Below are 18,971 nucleotides of genomic sequence, written 5' to 3' on the forward strand. Positions count from 1 at the left end.
ATCAGTCCAAATGCATGTACGAGTTTACGCCGTTTCGCCGATTCCATCAGTCTCCTGAATCTCGGCGGCGGACGACTTCCGGGCATTTTAAAGGCTGTTCTGCCGCATCTGGGATCAAGCAGTTGGTTGAACACGAAGCGGATGCTCTTTAAGCATTTTTCCTTCGGAGACTTTTGAGGAGGGGATTTCATTGGAGAAAGTGGACATTTTTAAAGACATTGCCGAACGCACCGGAGGAGACATTTATCTTGGGGTCGTTGGCGCAGTCCGAACAGGAAAATCAACGTTTATCAAGCGGTTTATGGAGACGATTGTTCTGCCAAACATTACAAGTGAGGCGGATCGTGCCCGCGCCGTAGATGAGCTGCCGCAAAGCGCGGCAGGGAAGACGATCATGACGACGGAGCCTAAATTCGTACCGAATAATGCCGTCCAGATCAAAGTAACAGAAGGACTGGAGGTAAATGTACGTCTGGTCGACTGTGTAGGATACGCAGTAGAAGGAGCTAAGGGCTACGAGGATGAAAATGGCCCAAGGATGATCTCAACACCATGGTTTGAAGAGCCGATTCCATTTCAGGAAGCGGCGGAAATTGGTACACGCAAGGTTATTCAGGAGCATTCGACGCTTGGTGTTGTGGTCACGACGGATGGTACGGTTGCTGAAATTCCGCGCAGCTCTTACGTGGAATCAGAGGAGCGTGTCATTGAGGAGTTGAAGGAAGTTGGCAAGCCATTCGTGCTGGTCATTAACTCCACGCATCCGCGCAGTGATGAAACACTTCAGCTTCGCAGTGAGCTGGCTGCCAAGTACGATATTCCGGTCATGACACTCAGCGCAGCGACAATGACAGAAGATGATGTTACAGGCGTACTTCGTGAAGTATTGTATGAATTTCCGGTGCATGAGGTGAATGTGAACCTGCCGAGCTGGGTCATGGTACTGAACGAAGATCATTGGCTTCGCAGCAATTATGAAAATTCCGTTCGCGATACGGTTAAAGATATCCGACGCCTGCGTGATGTAGATCGGGTGGTCGGTCAGTTTATGGAATATGAATTCATCGACAGGGCCGGTTTGAGCGGGATGAATATGGGGCAGGGTGTAGCTGAAATTGATTTGTATGCGCCGGATGAGCTGTACGATCAGATTTTGGTTGAAGTTGTAGGGGTGGAGATTCGCGGCAAGGATCATTTGCTGCAAATGATGCAGGATTTTGCCCATGCCAAACGGGAATATGACCGCTTCGCTGAGGCGCTGGAAATGGTCAAGACAACGGGATACGGCATAGCCGCTCCGTCACTGGCCGAGATGGCGTTAGATGAACCACAGTTGATTCGCCAGGGTACGAGGTTTGGGGTGCGACTCAAGGCGACTGCGCCTTCCATTCACATGATCCGTGTCGATGTGGAATCAGAATTTGCTCCGATTATCGGTACAGAGAAGCAAAGTGAGGAGCTTATGCGCTATCTGATGCAGGATTTTGAAAATGATCCGATCAAAATTTGGGATTCAGATATTTTCGGACGCTCGCTGCATTCCATTGTACGTGAAGGCATTCAGGGCAAGATCGCCATGATGCCGGACAATGCACGCTACAAGCTGCAGGAAACGCTGGGTCGCATTATCAATGAAGGCTCTGGCGGTCTCATTGCTATTATTCTCTAAGCGTAATCAAATAAAAAAAATATAAGAAAATAAAGTATTAGACTGATCCACAAATAATGAGACAGCGGTAGCCGCGGACGAGGAAATAAAGTCCCAGGCTTCCGCTGTTTTATTGAACCAATATTCCCACATATTAAACAATCTGGATAATTATTTTACGATCCGGCACTCGACGCGAACGCCCAACCAAAAGATTTTTATAAGTAGGACATGCCACATCATTAAGCTCCTGCTGAGTAAAACGTTTCAACAGCGGGTGATTGGTCAGCATATTCCCGTTGACGCTTCATGCGGACAGCTTCAATTTCTCCCAATACGATTGACCAACAACTGATGGAGCGGAAGTTTTCCGGTAAAGCAGTGCTCCAAATCAATTAGATGTGAGCTTATAGCAACCGCTTTCCGATTTTCGATCGGGGAACGGTTGTTTTGTCATATAAACTCGGAAAATATTTTTATATTCACAAAACCTATTTACATACTTGGTTTAACGCGATATATTAAATATCAAATTTGAAACATTTTGTGGATGGAACGAGGGGGAAATGAAATTATGAATGTCCAAAAAGAGCTGCAAAGAAACAAAAAGCTAGGGCTGGGGGCCATCATGCTACTGGTGCTGGTTTTGCTGGTCACTGCATGTGGCGTGCCGAAAACAGAGAGCGGCGCTCAAGGGACAAGCACTGCGGGGTCCAATACGGCGGACGGGAAAACAGGCAGTTCAAATCTAAAAGGTAAACGTGTTGCGCTGATTATGGAGTTTAACACGGGCACATTTTCGCAGCAGTATGTTCAAGGTGTGGAAGAGGAAGTTAAGAAATTTGGCGGAACACTGACCAAGTTTGTGGCAGATAACGATAAGGCTAAAATGGCCTCCTTGCTGGATAGCGCGATTAATCAGCAGTTTGATGTGATTTTAACCGACCATGGTGATGCCCTGCTGGAGCCAGGACTGAAAAAAGCACTCTCTCGCAATATTCCGGTTATCGTGTTCGATGCCGCCGTCAACGTTCCGGGTGCGGTAGTGCTCTCGCAGGATGATCAAAGCATGGCTGAGCTGACGCTGGAGCAAATGAAAAAGGATATAGGCGGCAAAGGCAATATCGTCAAAGTATGGGTGGCCGGTTTTGCACCGATGGAACGCCGTCAGATTGCTTACGCTGCATTTTTGAAAGCTAATCCGGATATAAAAGAAATTGCGACTTTTGGTTCGGCACAGAATCCTGCTTTGGACACACAAGCGAAGATGGAGGCCATATTGAAGCAATATCCTAAGGGCCAAATTACAGCAGTATGGGCTGCATGGGATGAATTCGCCAAAGGTGCAGCCCGTGCCATCCAACAAGCGGGACGTACGGAAATTAAAGTCTATGGTATTGATATGAGTGACGAGGATCTGCAAATGATTCAGAACCCGAAAAACCCTTGGGTGGCTTCGGCAGCCGTAGATCCAACAGATATCGGGCGGGTACAAGTACGCTACGCCTATCAGAAGCTGCATGGGGATAAACCGGAGGAAAAAGTGGTACTGAAGGCAGTATATGTGCAGCGGGAAGCACTGCCGGATAAGCAAATTTCCACATCCGAGCTGTCTCAATATGTGAAGGGATGGGGCCAAAGCGAGCAAGGTTATAAGGATTGGATGAAGGAATATGAAACGTCCAAATAAAATGCAAGCATCATGCACAGGCGCGCTTCGGCGCGCTTTTATCATAAGCAGGCGTAAGGGGGTTGCTATGAGTAATGAGTTCACAAGTATATACGCTGGAGATGAAGAAAATCGGCAAGCAATTTGCTGGTGTGGATGCGCTGCGAGCGGTGGATTTTACAGTGCATGGCGGCGAGATTCACGCTCTGTTAGGTGCTAACGGGGCAGGCAAAAGCACATTGATGAAAATATTGTCCGGCGCATATCGTTCCGATCAGGGAACCATCGTAGCAAGTGGCAAGGAACTGAGCATTAACTCGCCGTGGGAGGCCAAAAGAGCCGGGATTCACTGTGTGTATCAGGAGGTCGATTCGGCGCTTGTGCCGCAGTTAAGTGTCGCTGAGAACATTATTTTGGACGATCTGTCAGCACCTGAAGGACGATGGTGGGCCGCGCCGGGCTCTATGCGCAGACGAGCGCGTGAGGCGCTGGCACGGCTGGAAGCTGACATTGATGTACGGCAATACGTGTCTGAATTAACGTTGGCAGAAAAGCAGCTTGTACTCATCGCACGTATTTTGACACAGCAGGCGAAGACGATCATTTTTGATGAGCCAACAGCACCACTCAGCGAGGAAGAAACGCGCCGCTTGTTCCGCACGATCCATACCCTCAAGGATGAGGGGGTTGCATGCATCCTGATCACGCATCGGTTGCCGGAGGTCATCGAGCACAGTGACCGTGTGACGGTGATGCGTGACGGTGAGCGAGTGTTCACGGGCTCTGCCTCTGATTTAAGTGTAGGAGACATTGTTACGCATATGCTGGGGAAAACATTTGAAGAGGAGTTTCCGAAAACTGAAAGTCCTATTGGGGAAACGATATTGGAAGCGAGAGGGCTTCGCAAGGGGTTACGAGTTCACGGCGTTGATTTACAGGTCAAATGTGGAGAAATTTTATCAATTGTGGGTTTGGTCGGTGCAGGCAAAACGGAGCTGTCACGGCTTCTTACAGGGGCAGACAGACCCGATAAGGGGGAGCTGGTCTATAAAGGTCGTTCCATTCGTTTGAGAGAGCCTGCGGATGCGGTCGTGCAAGGAATTGTGTCGATACCTGAGGAACGGCGGAAGCAGGGTGTACTGATAGAGGAGAACGTCGAACGAAACCTTAGTCTACCGCTCTTGGGCAAGCTCAGTGTTCTTGGTTTCATCTCTCGAGCAAAAGAACGTGCTAACGGTAATAAGGTTGTCGCATCTCTTGGCATTAAGACACCATCTCTGCGCCAGAATGTTAAATACTTGAGCGGTGGGAATCAGCAAAAGGTAGCGATTGGCAAATGGCTGCATTCCGGAGCGGATGTGTTTGTTTTTGACGAGCCGACCAAGGGCGTGGATATTGGGGCAAAAAGCGATATTTTCCGTATCATTGGTGAATTGGCGGCGCAAGGTAAAGCAATCATTTATCTCACCTGTGAATTTGCTGAAGGGATCGGCATTGGGGATCGGATTGCAGTGATGTATGATGGCAAAATAATTAAGGAATTTGCGCGGGGCGAAGTGGAACAGGAACAGCTCCTGTTGTATGCTAGCGGCGGTGAAGAGGTGCATGCATGAAGGAAAAATGGTTAAACGTCTCATTTCGTTATGGTGCTGTAGTAGTCATTATTGGTGTGTTGGCGTTTTTTTCAGCCACATTGCCTTATTTCTGGACGTATGACAATTTGATGGACATTCTTGGTTCTATTGCGATTGTGACTTTCGTGGCTATTGGTGTGACGCTATCACTAATCGTAGATGGTTTTGACCTGTCGGTTGGAGCTACGGTATCTTTGACGACGGTAGTTTCAGCTTCTTTGATGATTTGGTATGAACAGCCTGTGGCCGTGGTCATCGTAGTGTCCTTGGTTGTTGGAGCTTTGGTTGGACTACTGAATTCATTGCTGATTATTAAGCTACGTATTCCCGATTTGCTGGCAACCCTCGCAATCATGTATATTGTAAGTGGGATTCATAAAACGTATGCACAAGGTTACACCATTTACAACCATATGCAGTTTCCTGACGGCAGCAAGGCGCCGGGAGAGATATCCCCTGCATTTCTTCTGTTGGGGCAAGGAAAATGGCTTGGCATTCCGATTTCAGTTATTTTGCTGCTGCTGGCTGTGGTGGCGGTGCATATTTTCTTGACTTACACGAAGCATGGGCGTCAAATGTATGTGACTGGAGGCAATGAAGAAGCCGCTCGTTTGTCAGGCATACGGGTAAAAAAAGTCCGTACACTAGCCTACGTGGCTTCGGGCGTATTTGCGGCAATAGCCGGTATATTGTATGCTTCCCGTGTAGGCTCGGGTCAAATTGATGCAGGCTCTCCATTACTTATGGAGGCAGTTGCTGCAGTTTTCGTTGGTTTTTCGGTCTTTGGAGCCGGTAAACCTAATGTCATCGGTACTTTTATTGGTGCGGTGCTGATCGGGGTATTGGTCAATGGACTGACGATGATGAATGTGCAATATTTTGCTCATGATATCGTCAAGGGCGTAGTGCTAGTACTCGCGCTGGCCGTTACTTTTTACGTGTTAAACCGTCGCCGTACTTGAAATTGTCTGTGGACTGTATTACTATAAACCTTGTTGTTCCACGCAAGAAGGGTGCCATTAAACGCCAGTTTCGGCCTACATTGCGGAGGTTAGGTATATTCTATGTATATTTAACGACGAAACGGAAACAGATGATAACATTATGGAAGGCAGTATGCCGCCCGCGTTATTTTATACAGGCGTTCTTATCGGTCTATTGCACCGATAACCTTGATGCTGGACTACACTTGAATTAGGAGGTGAAAATTATGAATAAAACGGATTTGATCAATCAGGTTGCTGAAAGCACTGAATTGTCCAAAAAGGACGTAACCAAAGCCATTGACGCTGTATTTGAGGCGATCTCCGGAGCACTGCAAAACGGGGACAAGGTACAACTGGTAGGTTTCGGAAACTTTGAGGTTCGTGAACGTTCCGCACGTAAAGGACGTAACCCGCAAACAGGAGAAGAAATCGAAATCCCTGCGAGCAAAATTCCGGCATTTAAACCGGGTAAAGCGCTCAAGGACGGAATTAAATAAGATTTCTTACATATTCCCATTGCGCTGGAAAGACCGTGAATTTGATTCACGGCCTTTTCTTTTTGTTCTGTATACTCCAGGACAGATTTACTTCAGGGTAGAGGTACTTTGGACAGAAGAAGAGGAAACTGTCTTGTCGTTCCGCGAGGCATATGCGATCAGGACCAGTGGTTCACCTGTCAGCTCGGCGAATTCATGCTCCAGCTGTTGCAGTCGCTCAATTTGGGCAGGACTGAGATTGGCCGGAAGATAGTTTTTCATCAGATTTGCTCCTTTCGTTAACATATGAGGCTGCACGGATAGTATGGCTCGTGATCCGCTAATTGTTGCAGGTAATGCTAGAAGCATGTAGTTGACAAAACGAGCTCAAATCTCCATCATAAAAAGTATAGCTTCGGCTCTCAGGGGGGAAAAGAAATGGAAGATAACGTGCCAGGTAGCAGTGAGTACGTCGTAATTAAAGCGAAAAGCAATGGGTGTCAGGTTTTTGGTCTGACTAGAGGACAAGATACACGCCTGCATCATTCAGAAAAACTGGACAAGGGCGAGGTAATGATCGTCCAGTTTACGGATCACACCTCTGCCATTAAAATTCGCGGTAAAGCCGTAGTTATGACCAAACACGGAGTTGTGGATACAGAGGATTAAAATGCAGGCATAGCCTGCTTTTTTTTGTTGTACAATGAGAGTGAGGACCTTTACCGTAGCAAGTCCACATTATGGAGTAGGGGTCAGGGGAGGTTCGGATGAAACCTTGGATTGTACTCGGCAGCTCGATTCTCATAACCGCTGCGGCAGCCATATTGCTGCCCTCTTTACATACACTGGATTCGGGGACCGCGGCTGTCCGTGAGACCCAGGCGGCGATATCGACTCAGCAGCGAGTGCGGCTGACCGATGACAATCTGGTGGATACGCTCAAGGAGCTTCCTTTGACAACACCGATCGCCAGCGTAAGCTGGGAACATTCAGTCCTGACCTTGGATGTAAAGCTGTCAAAAGAAGAAACTGCACCGCTGGAGATTTATCAAAATATGGCGGAGCTTGTTGCCTTTAGCTTTTACGGAACGACGAATGTACAGCAATTGCTGCTCCGTGTGGTGACGCTGGACAAATGGTCGGGTGAACGTCATTTGCTGCTGGCATCCGATATACGCCGGAATGAGTGGACGAACGAAGCGCTGGAACAGCTGAGAAGCCGCGAAGGCGCAGAATTACCGGAGCAACTGAAATCCCGTTTCCGCATTACAGTTACACCTATGTGGCAAAAGAGGTTTGGCGGTGTATATATAGATTAGATATTTCTGCTGTTGGACCTACGGTACTTTAGTCGCGAATCATTTTAAATTGTGATATAATATAAGGCATTGCAATTATTTGATACAACAGAAAGTCATGGCTCGGAGGCTTAGGATGAAACCGTATCGCGTACCCCAATTAGCAAGGAAATATGTGGAATACGACATGATTCAACAACATACGGAAATGCCGGCTTTTCCTGACAGCCGTACCCGCTTGCTATTTGTATTTTTAAACCGGAATATGCAGGAGCTGCATGCCAGCGAGGATGAGCTGTACGCATTGGTCACCTCGCTTTTGCAGATGGGGCTGGATACGCATGATATGATCGATACTTTATCCGGTATTCGAAGTCCGGAGGAAATGCGTTCCAGACAGCTGAAAGTGTTGGCCGGGGATTATTTTAGCAGCCGTTTTTATCAGCTGCTTGCATTGGCGGGCCGCATTGCGACCATTTCAAAGCTGAGTGATGCCGTATGTGAGGTCAATGCCGGTAAGATGAGCCTGTATTGGGGGATGAAGCATTTCCGCCTGGATGCGGCTCAGTATTTATCCCAGATGGTTCGTTTTAAAAAGGAGCTTTTTTTATCTTTAACTTCACTTGTAGCAGAACAGGATCGGGATGTTTGGGAGCAGCTTCTCCACGAATTTGCCGTCTGTGATATGCTTGTGGAGGAATGGAACAAGCGAGTGGAACCGGACAAATCCCGTTTCGGATACATGTTCTGGCATGTTTACAGTAACGGGGACCAGAACGAGCAGGCGCTGCTTTTAGAGAGTGGTACTGATACGGAAGCATGGCGTAATCTTGTTCTGAAATACAAGGCCGAGGATGCGATACTGGACAAGCTTCGCACGGCTGTTATGCACATCCGGCAAATTCTGTCTGATGATCAAAATACGGGGACCGAGGAATTTGAACGCATGCTGGAACCTTTCCTGAAGCTGCTGAATAGTCCGCACCCGGTCGTGAGGGAAGGTTAGGTGAACGTCATGGGAGCAAGCGACACCAAGCCGAAAGAGCAATTCGTTCATGGCGTGTTTGAAAGTATAGCAGGCAAATACGACTTGATGAACGATATACTGAGCTTTCGCAGACACAAGGCTTGGCGAAAATTTACGATGAAAAAAATGAACATGCAGCACGGAGATACGGCTATTGATCTTTGCTGTGGGACATGTGACTGGACGCTTGCGATGGCGCATGCAAGTGAAAGTGGTCACATCGTTGGACTGGATTTTAGTCAGAACATGCTTAATGTAGGTGAGCGCAAGATCAGATCAGAATCCCGTGAAAAGCAAATCAAGCTTGTTCAGGGCAACGCGATGGAGCTGCCTTTTGCAGACAATTCATTTGATTATGCGACGATTGGTTTCGGTCTGCGCAACGTGCCTGATCTGCGCCGTGTACTACAGGAAATGCAACGAGTCGTCAAACCTGGCGGACAAGTCGTTTGTCTGGAACTGTCCAAGCCTACCTGGCAGCCGTTCAAGGGGATTTATTACACATATTTTCAACACATCTTGCCCATGCTCGGCAAATTGTTCGCCAAACGTTATGAGCAATACAAATGGCTCCCTGATTCGTTGGCGCTTTTTCCAGGAAGGGATGAGTTGGCTAACATCTTCCGCGAAACCGGATTAAAGGATGTACAGGCTCATTCTCTTACCGGAGGCATCGCGGCATTGCATATTGGAATCAAGGAGAGTCAGCATGTTTAAGAAAATTGCTATTTTTTTGGAAATGATTAAAATTGAACATACGTTATTTGCGCTCCCATTTGCATTTATGGGGGCTGTATTAGGGTCGGTTGTCGTGACAGGCAGCCTCCCCTCATGGCCGCAAATTGGTTGGATTTTACTGGCTATGGTTGGCGCGCGTAGTGCGGCCTTTGGCTTTAATCGCATGATTGACCGTGTGATTGACGGGAAAAATCCACGTACAGCAGGACGCGCTATCCCGGCAGGGCTGCTCAAATCGAGTGAAGTGGTCATTTTCATTATCATCAGTTTGTTGTTGTTATTCTGGGCATCGTTCAAACTAAGTCCGCTGGCGTTCAAGCTGTTCCCGCTGGCCTTTTTTATGCTTGTTTTTTACTCTTACACCAAGCGCTTCACTTGGCTGTGTCATGTTGTGCTGGGGCTAACGATTGGTTTGGCGCCGCTGGGTGCATGGGTTGCGGTAACGGGACAAATAGATTTGACTGCTCTTGTGTTGTATCTCACAATTGCATTTTGGACGGCTGGATTTGATATTATTTATGCTTGTCAGGACATTGATTTTGACCAGAACGAGGGGGTTTATTCCATTCCTGCCCGCTTTGGTATAGCAGGTGCACTCAACATTGCCCGGGCATTCCATGTCATTACGGCAATCGGATTTATTGTACTTTTCTTTATTGCAGATTTAAGCTGGTGGTATCTTGTAGGGATGATTATTTCGTACATTATTTTATTTTATGAGCATTATATTGTATCACCGAAAGATTTGAGCCGCTTGCAGACGGCGTTCTTTACAATGAACGGTGTACTTAGTATGGTCGTATTTGCTTTTACACTGATTGATTTGGTGGTGCGTTAATTCTAATGAATTCTAACCAGGTGAGTAGCCATCAAGGCAAACGAATCGTTATCGGCATTACAGGCGCGAGCGGAAGCATTTATGGTGTACGGCTGGTAGAGACACTGCTGGACTTGCAATACACAGTTCACCTGATTGTTTCCAATGCCGGCTGGCGGGTACTGAAAGAGGAATTAGGCTGGAACGTGACTGACCGGGAGGGGGCTTTGAATGAACAATTCGGAGGCCGTCCCGGTTCTCTTGTATACCATCCATTCACAGATATCGGAGCTTCAATTGCGAGCGGCTCCTATCTTGTGGATGCGATGATCATTATGCCATGCTCCATGGGAACGCTGTCTGCGGTAGCACACGGTTCGTCCGATAATTTGATGGCACGTGCAGCAGACGTCATGATGAAGGAGGGGCGTCCGCTGATCCTTGTGCCTCGTGAAACACCGCTTCATGCCATTCATTTGGAAAATATGCTTAAGCTTGCGAGACTCGGCGTCAAAATGATTCCGGCTATGCCGGCCTTTTACTTTCATCCGAAGACGCTGGATGACATTGTATTGTTCCTCGTAGGCAAAGTATTAGACAGCTTGCGTATCGAACATCAATTGTTTACGAGATGGGGGGATTCCGATGCCAACACCGGACAACAAGACGATCACTATCGGAAAAATTAAATATACAAACGCTTGGCCCATTTTTCATTATTTTAATTCTTCAGAGCTTCTCCATCCGGCTGAGCTGATTACTAGAGTCCCGGCTGAATTGAACCGGGGGATGCTGAATGGTAGTCTGGATATCAGCGCCATGTCGTCTTTTGCATATGCATCGGGCGCGGAGGAGATGCTGCTGTTGCCTGATTTATCCGTTAGTGCCGACGGCCCGGTGCAATCCATATTATTGTTTTCACGCAAGCCGCTGAACGAAATCAAAAACGGAACGATTGCATTGACGAATACGTCTGCTACATCCGTGAATTTGCTGAAAATTCTGATGCAAAAGGCATGGGAAGGTCAGCCCTCCTATTTTGACTGTGAACCGGATCTGGATTTGATGCTGGGGCAGGCAGATGCAGGGTTGCTGATTGGAGATCACGCGATCAAGGCTTCTTGGCGGAGTGAAGATCTGCATGTAACGGACCTGGGCGAAGAGTGGAAACGCTGGACGGGGTATAGCATGACTTTTGCCGTATGGGCTGTCCGCCGTGCTGTTGCTGCTCAGAATCCGGATGCAGTGACTGAAATTGTAGCTGCGTTCCGTGCAAGCAAGCAACGCAGCTTGGCTGATCTGACGCCTGTTGTCTCTGAGGCTTGCAACGAAATTGGCGGCCTGCAAGATTATTGGGAGCGCTACTTTACTAATCTGTGTTATGATTTTGGAGAGAAGGAACAAAGAGGCTTAGAGCTTTATTTTCAGTATGCGCATGAATTGGGGCTGCTTGATCGGCAAGTGAAGCCGCTTCTCTGGAGTGACAATACGCTGACACGGGTGAAAGAATGAAACGATTGGATTTGTTCGGTTTATTAAAGAAGGATATGAACTTCATAGAAGAAGAGCTGTATCGCAGCATTGACAGCACGGAGCCGTTGATTAATGATACGTCGCTCCATCTGCTTAAAGCAGGAGGCAAACGTTTACGTCCAGTGTTTGTATTGCTCGGAGGCAAGTTTGGAGAATACGATCTGGACAAGCTCAAACACATAGCGGTACCCCTCGAATTGATTCATTCGGCTTCTCTCGTTCACGACGACGTAATTGACGATGCTGAAATGAGACGTGGTCAACCCACCGTAAAGTCCAAATGGGACAATCGGGTGGCGATGTACACGGGAGACTACATATATGCACGAGCGTTGTCTATGGTTGCCGAATTGCCGAGTCCGGATATTCACCGGGTGCTGTCCAAGGCGCTGGTGCAGATGTCCATTGGTGAAATGGAACAAATCCGCGATTTTTTTAATGTGGATCAAAGTGTGCGCAATTATTTGCTGCGCATACGGCGTAAAACCGCATTGCTAATTGCGGTTAGCTGCCAATTGGGCGCTATGGCTGCGGGGGCACGGGAAAGAGCCAATTCCCTGCTGTACAGCTATGGCTATAACGTAGGGATGGCTTTTCAAATTCAGGATGACTTGCTCGATCTCTGCGGTACGGAAAAAAAGATTGGCAAGCCGCCGGGCAGCGATATGAGACAGGGGAATATTACGCTTCCGGTTCTTTATGCGCTCAAGCAGCCCGAGCTGCGTGACGATTTGCTGGCTGAAATCGGTCGTATTCAGGACGGGGATGGGCAAGGAGATGCCCGTAAAGCGGTGGATATGATCAAAAAAAGTGAAGGAATCGCTAAAGCAGAAATTCTCGCCGACCGATATATTAAGAAAGCGCTGAACGCGCTGGACTTACTGCCAGATGTCAAAACGAAAAAGACGCTCCGCGATATCGCTCATTTTGTGACACGCCGCTCCTACTAAAGTAGTGTTTTGAGCTAGCTGTGAAAAAATTCTTTAACCGCTTCCATGCTTTCTGTTACAATACAGACTAGTACTGTATAAATACATTAAGATTGGATTGGGAGTGAGCCGATGGATCGCACGTTTTTGATGGTTAAACCGGATGGAGTACAACGCGGACTGATTGGACGTATTATCAGTCGTCTGGAAGACAAAGGCTTCAAAATGACGGGTGGCAAACTTGTGCAGGTATCTAAAGAACAGGCGCAGCGGCATTATGCCGAGCATGTGGGCAAGCCCTTTTTTGATGAGCTTGTAGATTTTATCACATCAGGCCCTGTTTTTGCCATGATTTGGGAAGGGGATAACATCGTTACGCTTTCCCGCCTGTTGATTGGTAAAACACAAGTAACAGAGGCTCTACCGGGCACGATCCGGGGAGACTTTGCTGCACATACACCGTTTAACCTCATACACGGTTCGGATTCACCGGAGAGCGCGGAACGCGAGATTGCGAATTTTTTCATGCCGGAAGAGTCGGTTCGGTATGAGAAAAGTGTGGCGACCTGGATGTAAGTTTAATCTCGTATGAAAAAGGATGGTAGCATGACGGATTTGGAACTGGGTCAGACAGACCCCGATTACACGACGTTTATCCGCAAAATTAAGGACAGCACAGGTATTGATCTTGCACAATACAAAGAAGCACAGATGAAAAGGCGGTTAACGACACTTCGCAACAAAAACGGGTTTCCCAGTTTTGTTTCTTTTTATGATGCCATGATGAAGGAAAAACCCCTGTTTTATGAATTTCTGGATCGTATGACGATCAATGTTTCGGAATTTTGGCGTAATCCCAATCGGTGGGAAGTGCTGCGGGATACGATTCTGCCACAGCTGCTTGCAGGCAAGCAGAAGCTCAAGCTGTGGAGCGCGGCTTGCTCGACTGGTGAGGAGCCTTACAGTTTGGCTATGGTTCTGGACGGCAAGGGGATCTTGGGGAATTGTTCCATTACAGCTTCCGATATTGATGATGGTGCATTGGCTAAAGCCAAGGAAGGCAGATATTTGGAGCGCTCGCTCAAGGATGTGCCTGAGCAGGTAGCCAGCAAATATTTCAAACCGGATGGTGCGATGTTTCGGGTGGATGACCGTTTGAAACAGGCTGTGAAATTTCAAAAGCAAAATTTGCTGCTGGATTCGTTTGAAGACAACTATGACCTCATTATCTGTCGCAATGTTATGATTTATTTTACTGAAGAGGCCAAGCATAAGCTGTATCAGAAGTTTGCAGCCAGTCTCCGTCCAGGCGGTGTACTGTTTGTGGGCAGTACAGAGCAAATTTTTTCTCCCAACCAATATGGTCTGGAATCGACGGAAACCTTTTTTTATCGTAAAAAAGCATAGCCCAGACATATATTGATCATTCGTAATTAGATATTTTTTGGATCATGAGCACGTTGATGGCTTGCTTATCGGAAATGCACGTCCTTTGGCTTTGCCTAAGGGGCGTGTTTTTGTTTATCTGCATACCTGTGGCTTTTCTTGTCAAAGAAAGGTGCGTATACTATAATGAAGCACAGTTATAGGTTTTAGCGATGCACAGTTTAACAGTTTAAAGGGGGAACGCGTCATGAGTTTACGTTATTTAACCGCGGGGGAAACGCATGGTCCCCAGCTAACTGCAATTGTAGAGGGCATGCCTAGCAATTTAAAATTGGATTTTGAAGAACTGAATTTTCAGTTGCACCGTCGTCAGAAAGGGTATGGACGGGGGCGGCGTATGCAGATTGAAAAGGATACGGCGAACATTGCCGGGGGTGTGCGTCACGGTTATACCACAGGAGCGCCGATTGCACTGATTGTGGAAAATAACGACTGGAAGCACTGGCAGAATATTATGAATATTGAGCCGATCGAAGGCAGTGATGAAGAAAAGCGCCGGGTTCACCGTCCGCGTCCGGGTCATGCCGATTTGAACGGCGGAATGAAATACAACCTGAAGGACCTGCGTAACGTGCTGGAGCGCTCCAGCGCGCGTGAAACTGCGATTCGTGTCGCGTGTGGCGGCTTGGCCCGTCAATTGCTGGCAGAGTTCGGGATCAAGGTGGCAGGTCAGGTCATCCGCATTGGCGAAATCGAGGCTCCTTACCGTGATTTGCCGATCGACGAGCTGATTGCCGTGACGGAAGCTTCTTCCGTGAGAGTGACCGATCCAGAAACCGAAAAGAAAATGGAAGCGTACATTGACCTGATCAAGCAAGAAGGCGATTCGGTCGGTGGGGTAGTGGAATGTATCGTGGAAGGCGTTCCGATTGGTTTGGGCAGTCATGTACAATATGATCGGAAGCTGGATGCACGCATTGCCCAAGGCGTCATGTCCATTAATGCCTTTAAGGGCGTAGAAATCGGTATCGGCTTCGAAGCAGGAGAACTGCGCGGCTCACAGGTGCATGATGAGATTCTGTATGATGAGGAACGTGGATATCACCGTCGTACCAATCGTTTGGGCGGTTTTGAGGGTGGCATGACCAATGGAATGCCTGTTGTCGTTCGCGGTGTCATGAAGCCGATCCCGACTTTGTATAAACCGCTGCAAAGCGTCGACATTGATACGAAGGAAGCGTTCACTGCACAGGTTGAGCGTTCGGATGCATGTGCAGTACCAGCGGCAAGTGTGGTCATGGAGCATGTTGTAGCTTGGGAAATTGCGAAGGCTTTGCTTGAAAAATTCGGTGGAGATTCCATTGAAGAAATCCGTGCGAACATTGCATCCTACGAAGAACAACTGGGACGGTATTAAGATGAGTACGCTGACGGTACAACTCGGAGAACGTTCCTATCCCATTCATATCGGGCGTGGACTGCTGCATCGGGCCGGAGAGTTTCTGAAGGAACGAGGAATTGCGCAAAAAAGTCCATTGTTGATTGTTTCTGACGAACATACAGCGTCATTTTACCTGGCGACACTGGAGAGCAATCTTCGGGAGTCGGGCTATAAGACGGTATCCTTTGTCGTCAAGCCGGGTGAAACATCCAAGTCGCTGGCTGTATTTGAGCAGGTCATAACAGCAGCCATTCAGGGTGGTTTGGATCGCCATTCAGCCGTGATTGCACTTGGCGGTGGTGTAGTGGGCGATCTGGCCGGATTTGTGGCGGCCTCGTATATGAGAGGTGTCAAGTTCGTACAGATTCCTACGACGATCCTGGCCCATGACAGCAGTGTGGGAGGGAAGGTCGGCATCAATCATCCTTTGGCCAAAAATATGATTGGAGCCTTCCATCAGCCGGAACTCGTGCTGTATGACGTAGATACGTTGTCTACATTGCCTCAGCGCGAAGTATCCGCCGGGCTGGCTGAAATGATCAAGCATGGTTTGATCTGGGATGCTGATTTCGCCCAGTGGTGCCGCGATCATGCGGCAGATTTGCTGGCTCTGGATGCGGCAGCTCTGGAGTACGGACTGGAGAAGGGCTGCTCTGTGAAAGCTGAAGTGGTGTCACGTGATGAACGGGAAAATGATTTGCGCGCTATTTTAAACCTCGGTCATACGATTGGTCATGCCATTGAAGCCATTGCGGGATATGGCGAGTTTTTACACGGAGAAGCGATTTCGATTGGGATGGTCGGTTCCGCGCTTCTGGGTGTAAAGCTCGGGGCAGATCCCGCTTTGGTCGAAGAAACAAGAGATATGCTGTCTTCGCTGCGGCTGCCAACCTCCCTTCCAGCACATCTTGATACGGATCGACTGCTGGAGGCGATGATGCATGACAAAAAGTTTAAAGAAGGCAGCATTACTTTTGTCGTCCCGCGCAGCATCGGGCGCGTGGAGGTTGTGAAGGATATTCCCGTCTCTGACATCAGGCAAATCATTGAACAGTTAAAAGAGGAGGCGTAAAGATGTACAATCGTGGAATACGTGGCGCGACGACTGTAGCGAATAATGAAGAAAACGAAATTTTGGAAGCGACCAGCCAGCTATTGGATGAAATCGTATCCTACAATGAAATTCAGCCTGAAGACATTAGCAATGTCTGGATTACGGTCACCCACGATCTGGACGCTGCGTTTCCAGCTAAGGCGATCCGTCAGCTTGACGGATGGGATATGGTTCCACTTATGTGTGGATTGGAAATTCCTGTCGCGGGTAGTTTGCCCAAATGTATCCGTTTGTTGGTACAGGTGAACACCCATAAATCCCAACGGGAAATCAAACATGTATATTTAAACGGAGCGCAGGCGCTAAGACCGGATCTGGCTTCCGAAGGGAAGTAACGCCCTTTTTTGAGTTAATGGTTGCCAAAGTAACATCCGATGAGATATAGTGTGTGTAGCAGAGTTGAGTAGAGTTAGCCAGAGCCAGTTGAGATGAGAAGAGTGCAGTCCGAGCCAATTCCATATGAGATTACAGAGACCGACGGTGACAGTAAGCTGATGCCTATGAAAAGATGCATCCTGGGCAGCGAAGCTTATTTGAGTTAGCCTGTGGGTTATGCAGAGGGATAAGTATATACTTTGCCTGTTTGTTGTAATCTTTTTACATATGGTCGCATTCTTATAATTTCAATAACTGACAGCCTCTACCTTCCAGGTAGGGGCTTTTTTATATTCTCTCCTTTGGGTCTGCGCCAAATTGGAAAGGAAGTGATCTCATGTTAACGCCGCATGTGGAGCAAGTGATAATGATGGCGAATGAATTTAACCTGATTCCTGTGTACAAAAAAGTGCTGGCCGATATGGAGACGCCGATTCGGATTTTCCGTCGGTATGCTGAGCGGGACCGAGCCTTTCTGCTGGAGAGTGTAGAGGGAGGCGAGCAATGGGCGCGCCATTCATTCATCGGAACCGATCCGTTCCTGATGGTTTCGGGTAAAAAAGGTCGTTTGATTTTGGAGCAGCATGGTAAACGGCAAATTTTGAACGACAAGCCGCTTGAAGCGCTCAAGGCGCTGCTTCGCAAATATCGCAGCCCCAAACTGAAAGAAATGCCTCCATTTACAGGTGGAGCGATCGGATTCTTTGGATATGATCTGCTTCAATACTATGAAAAGCTGCCGGAGCATTCGGTAGATGACTTGAATATGGATGATATTCGTTTTATGTTCTGCGATCAAGTGATTGTTTTTGATCATGTGAAGCAGCAAATTTTGCTGGTTGGCAATGTACATGTGGGCGAAGGGTTCCGCGATGAGGACATTCGTGCTGCCTATGCTGAGGTGGAGCGCAAGCTGGAGGAAACGGCGCAGTATCTGCGCAAGCAAACACCACCGGAGAGACTGGGATCAGGTTCCATTCCAGATGATGTAGAGCTGGGTGAGATTCAATCGAATGTGACGAAGGAGCAGTTTATTGCAAACGTGGAGCAGGCAAAGGAATATATTCGCTCTGGTGATATTTTTCAGGTTGTACTATCCCAGCGTTTTCACATTGATACCGAGGCTTCTCCTTTGCAGGTATACCGCGTGCTGCGCACGATGAATCCGTCGCCATACATGTATTATTTGAAAATGGATGACGAGATCATCGTGGGCACTTCGCCGGAGGCGCTTGTCAAGGTAGAAAACGGTCGGGTAGAAACCCGCCCTATTGCAGGGACGAGGCCGCGTGGCGTCACGGAGACAGAGGATGCAGCGCTTGCTGAAGAATTGTTGAAGGATGATAAAGAACGTGCCGAGCATCTGATGCTGGTCGATTTGGGCAGAAATGATCTGGGCCGTGTATCCCGGTTCGGTACAGTCAAATGCGATACGTTTATGGAGATTGAACGCTATTCTCACGTTATGCACATTGTGTCTAACGTGTCGGGTGAACTGCGTGAGGATAAAGATTTCTTTGATGCTTTCCTGTCCTGCCTGCCAGCGGGCACCGTATCGGGGGCTCCGAAGCTGCGTGCCATGGAGATTATTGCCGAGCTGGAGCGGGAAGCGCGCGGACCCTATGCGGGAGCTATTGGATATTTGGGCTTTTCGGGCAATATGGATGCCTGTATTACTATTCGCACAATCGTGTTTAAAAAGAACCGGGCCTATGTTCAGGCAGGAGCAGGAATTGTGTGGGACTCGGTTCCGGAAAGTGAGTACCAGGAGACGGTGAACAAGGCCAAGGCAATGCTGAAGGCAATCCGTACGGCAGAGGCGATGTTCCCGGCAACGACACAGCCCTACAACAGCGTCATCAATCAGGATTATTTGTACACTCCCTAAGCAAGTTTTGAT

At 48.1% G+C, this 18,971-nt stretch carries 20 protein-coding genes; 19 read left to right on the top strand and 1 reads right to left on the bottom strand.

Annotation, left to right across the window (positions count from 1 at the left end):
- Positions 1 to 190: 190 nt before the first annotated feature.
- The 5 genes from spoIVA (at position 191) to KQI_RS0105615 (ending at position 6,434) form a co-directional block, all read left to right on the top strand.
- The gene (gene spoIVA, locus KQI_RS0105595; protein WP_010345754.1) at positions 191 to 1,669 is read left to right on the top strand and encodes a stage IV sporulation protein A; all 1,479 of its coding nucleotides are present in this window, start codon (positions 191 to 193) and stop codon (positions 1,667 to 1,669) included.
- 553 nt (positions 1,670 to 2,222) lie between these two features.
- The gene (locus KQI_RS0105600) at positions 2,223 to 3,338 is read left to right on the top strand and encodes a sugar ABC transporter substrate-binding protein (protein WP_010345755.1); all 1,116 of its coding nucleotides are present in this window, start codon (positions 2,223 to 2,225) and stop codon (positions 3,336 to 3,338) included.
- Between the two features lie 74 nt (positions 3,339 to 3,412).
- On the top strand, positions 3,413 to 4,930 hold the full coding sequence (locus KQI_RS0105605; protein WP_010345756.1) for a sugar ABC transporter ATP-binding protein: 1,518 nt from the start codon (positions 3,413 to 3,415) through the stop codon (positions 4,928 to 4,930).
- Positions 4,927 to 5,913: an ABC transporter permease gene (locus KQI_RS0105610; protein WP_010345757.1), complete on the top strand. Its 987-nt coding sequence runs from the start codon at positions 4,927 to 4,929 to the stop codon at positions 5,911 to 5,913. Before KQI_RS0105605 ends, KQI_RS0105610 begins: the two co-directional genes overlap by 4 nt.
- A gap of 248 nt (positions 5,914 to 6,161) precedes the next feature.
- A complete protein-coding gene (locus tag KQI_RS0105615; protein WP_010345758.1) occupies positions 6,162 to 6,434 on the top strand; it encodes an HU family DNA-binding protein in 273 nt (90 codons plus the stop codon).
- Positions 6,435 to 6,521: 87 nt separating this feature from the next.
- On the opposite strand, the gene KQI_RS28725 is transcribed toward KQI_RS0105615, so the two are convergent.
- Positions 6,522 to 6,695 (bottom strand): hypothetical protein, encoded by a 174-nt coding sequence (locus KQI_RS28725; protein ID WP_010345759.1) that lies wholly within the window; start codon positions 6,693 to 6,695, stop codon positions 6,522 to 6,524.
- A gap of 156 nt (positions 6,696 to 6,851) precedes the next feature.
- Between KQI_RS28725 and mtrB the strand changes: the two genes are divergently transcribed.
- The 14 genes from mtrB to trpE all read left to right on the top strand — a co-directional run bounded on the left by mtrB (position 6,852) and on the right by trpE (position 18,959).
- Complete coding sequence (mtrB, locus tag KQI_RS0105625) at positions 6,852 to 7,082, top strand: trp RNA-binding attenuation protein MtrB (RefSeq protein WP_010345760.1); 231 nt, start codon at positions 6,852 to 6,854, stop codon at positions 7,080 to 7,082.
- 98 nt (positions 7,083 to 7,180) lie between these two features.
- Positions 7,181 to 7,732, top strand: coding sequence for a hypothetical protein (locus KQI_RS0105630; protein WP_010345761.1), 552 nt, complete (start codon positions 7,181 to 7,183; stop codon positions 7,730 to 7,732).
- A gap of 115 nt (positions 7,733 to 7,847) precedes the next feature.
- Positions 7,848 to 8,717, top strand: a complete 870-nt coding sequence (locus KQI_RS0105635; RefSeq protein ID WP_010345762.1) for a heptaprenyl diphosphate synthase component 1 — start codon at positions 7,848 to 7,850, stop codon at positions 8,715 to 8,717.
- 9 nt (positions 8,718 to 8,726) lie between these two features.
- Positions 8,727 to 9,455, top strand: coding sequence for a demethylmenaquinone methyltransferase (locus KQI_RS0105640; RefSeq protein WP_029390037.1), 729 nt, complete (start codon positions 8,727 to 8,729; stop codon positions 9,453 to 9,455).
- Positions 9,448 to 10,314, top strand: a complete 867-nt coding sequence (locus KQI_RS0105645; RefSeq protein ID WP_010345764.1) for a UbiA-like polyprenyltransferase — start codon at positions 9,448 to 9,450, stop codon at positions 10,312 to 10,314. Before KQI_RS0105640 ends, KQI_RS0105645 begins: the two co-directional genes overlap by 8 nt.
- Before the next feature lie 5 nt (positions 10,315 to 10,319).
- Positions 10,320 to 10,982: a UbiX family flavin prenyltransferase gene (locus KQI_RS0105650; protein ID WP_010345766.1), complete on the top strand. Its 663-nt coding sequence runs from the start codon at positions 10,320 to 10,322 to the stop codon at positions 10,980 to 10,982.
- Positions 10,939 to 11,805 carry a menaquinone biosynthetic enzyme MqnA/MqnD family protein gene (locus KQI_RS0105655; RefSeq protein ID WP_010345767.1) on the top strand — a complete coding sequence of 289 codons (867 nt, stop codon included), beginning with the start codon at positions 10,939 to 10,941 and terminating at the stop codon, positions 11,803 to 11,805. The genes KQI_RS0105650 and KQI_RS0105655 overlap by 44 nt, the downstream gene beginning before the upstream one ends.
- Positions 11,802 to 12,776, top strand: a complete 975-nt coding sequence (locus KQI_RS0105660; protein WP_010345768.1) for a polyprenyl synthetase family protein — start codon at positions 11,802 to 11,804, stop codon at positions 12,774 to 12,776. The genes KQI_RS0105655 and KQI_RS0105660 overlap by 4 nt, the downstream gene beginning before the upstream one ends.
- 111 nt (positions 12,777 to 12,887) lie before the next feature.
- Complete coding sequence (gene ndk / locus KQI_RS0105665; RefSeq protein ID WP_010345769.1) at positions 12,888 to 13,331, top strand: nucleoside-diphosphate kinase; 444 nt, start codon at positions 12,888 to 12,890, stop codon at positions 13,329 to 13,331.
- A 30-nt stretch (positions 13,332 to 13,361) separates the two neighbouring features.
- Positions 13,362 to 14,162, top strand: a complete 801-nt coding sequence (locus KQI_RS0105670; RefSeq protein ID WP_029390038.1) for a CheR family methyltransferase — start codon at positions 13,362 to 13,364, stop codon at positions 14,160 to 14,162.
- A gap of 226 nt (positions 14,163 to 14,388) precedes the next feature.
- A complete protein-coding gene (aroC, locus tag KQI_RS0105675; RefSeq protein ID WP_010345771.1) occupies positions 14,389 to 15,558 on the top strand; it encodes a chorismate synthase in 1,170 nt (389 codons plus the stop codon).
- Between the two features lies 1 nt (position 15,559).
- The gene (aroB, locus tag KQI_RS0105680; protein WP_010345772.1) at positions 15,560 to 16,654 is read left to right on the top strand and encodes a 3-dehydroquinate synthase; all 1,095 of its coding nucleotides are present in this window, start codon (positions 15,560 to 15,562) and stop codon (positions 16,652 to 16,654) included.
- Positions 16,655 to 16,656: 2 nt separating this feature from the next.
- On the top strand, positions 16,657 to 17,031 hold the full coding sequence (aroH, locus tag KQI_RS0105685; RefSeq protein WP_007430824.1) for a chorismate mutase: 375 nt from the start codon (positions 16,657 to 16,659) through the stop codon (positions 17,029 to 17,031).
- Positions 17,032 to 17,408: 377 nt separating this feature from the next.
- The gene (trpE, locus tag KQI_RS0105690) at positions 17,409 to 18,959 is read left to right on the top strand and encodes an anthranilate synthase component I (RefSeq protein WP_010345773.1); all 1,551 of its coding nucleotides are present in this window, start codon (positions 17,409 to 17,411) and stop codon (positions 18,957 to 18,959) included.
- Positions 18,960 to 18,971: the final 12 nt, after the last annotated feature.

This window comes from Paenibacillus peoriae KCTC 3763 (assembly GCF_000236805.1).
Lineage (GTDB): Bacteria > Bacillota > Bacilli > Paenibacillales > Paenibacillaceae > Paenibacillus > Paenibacillus peoriae.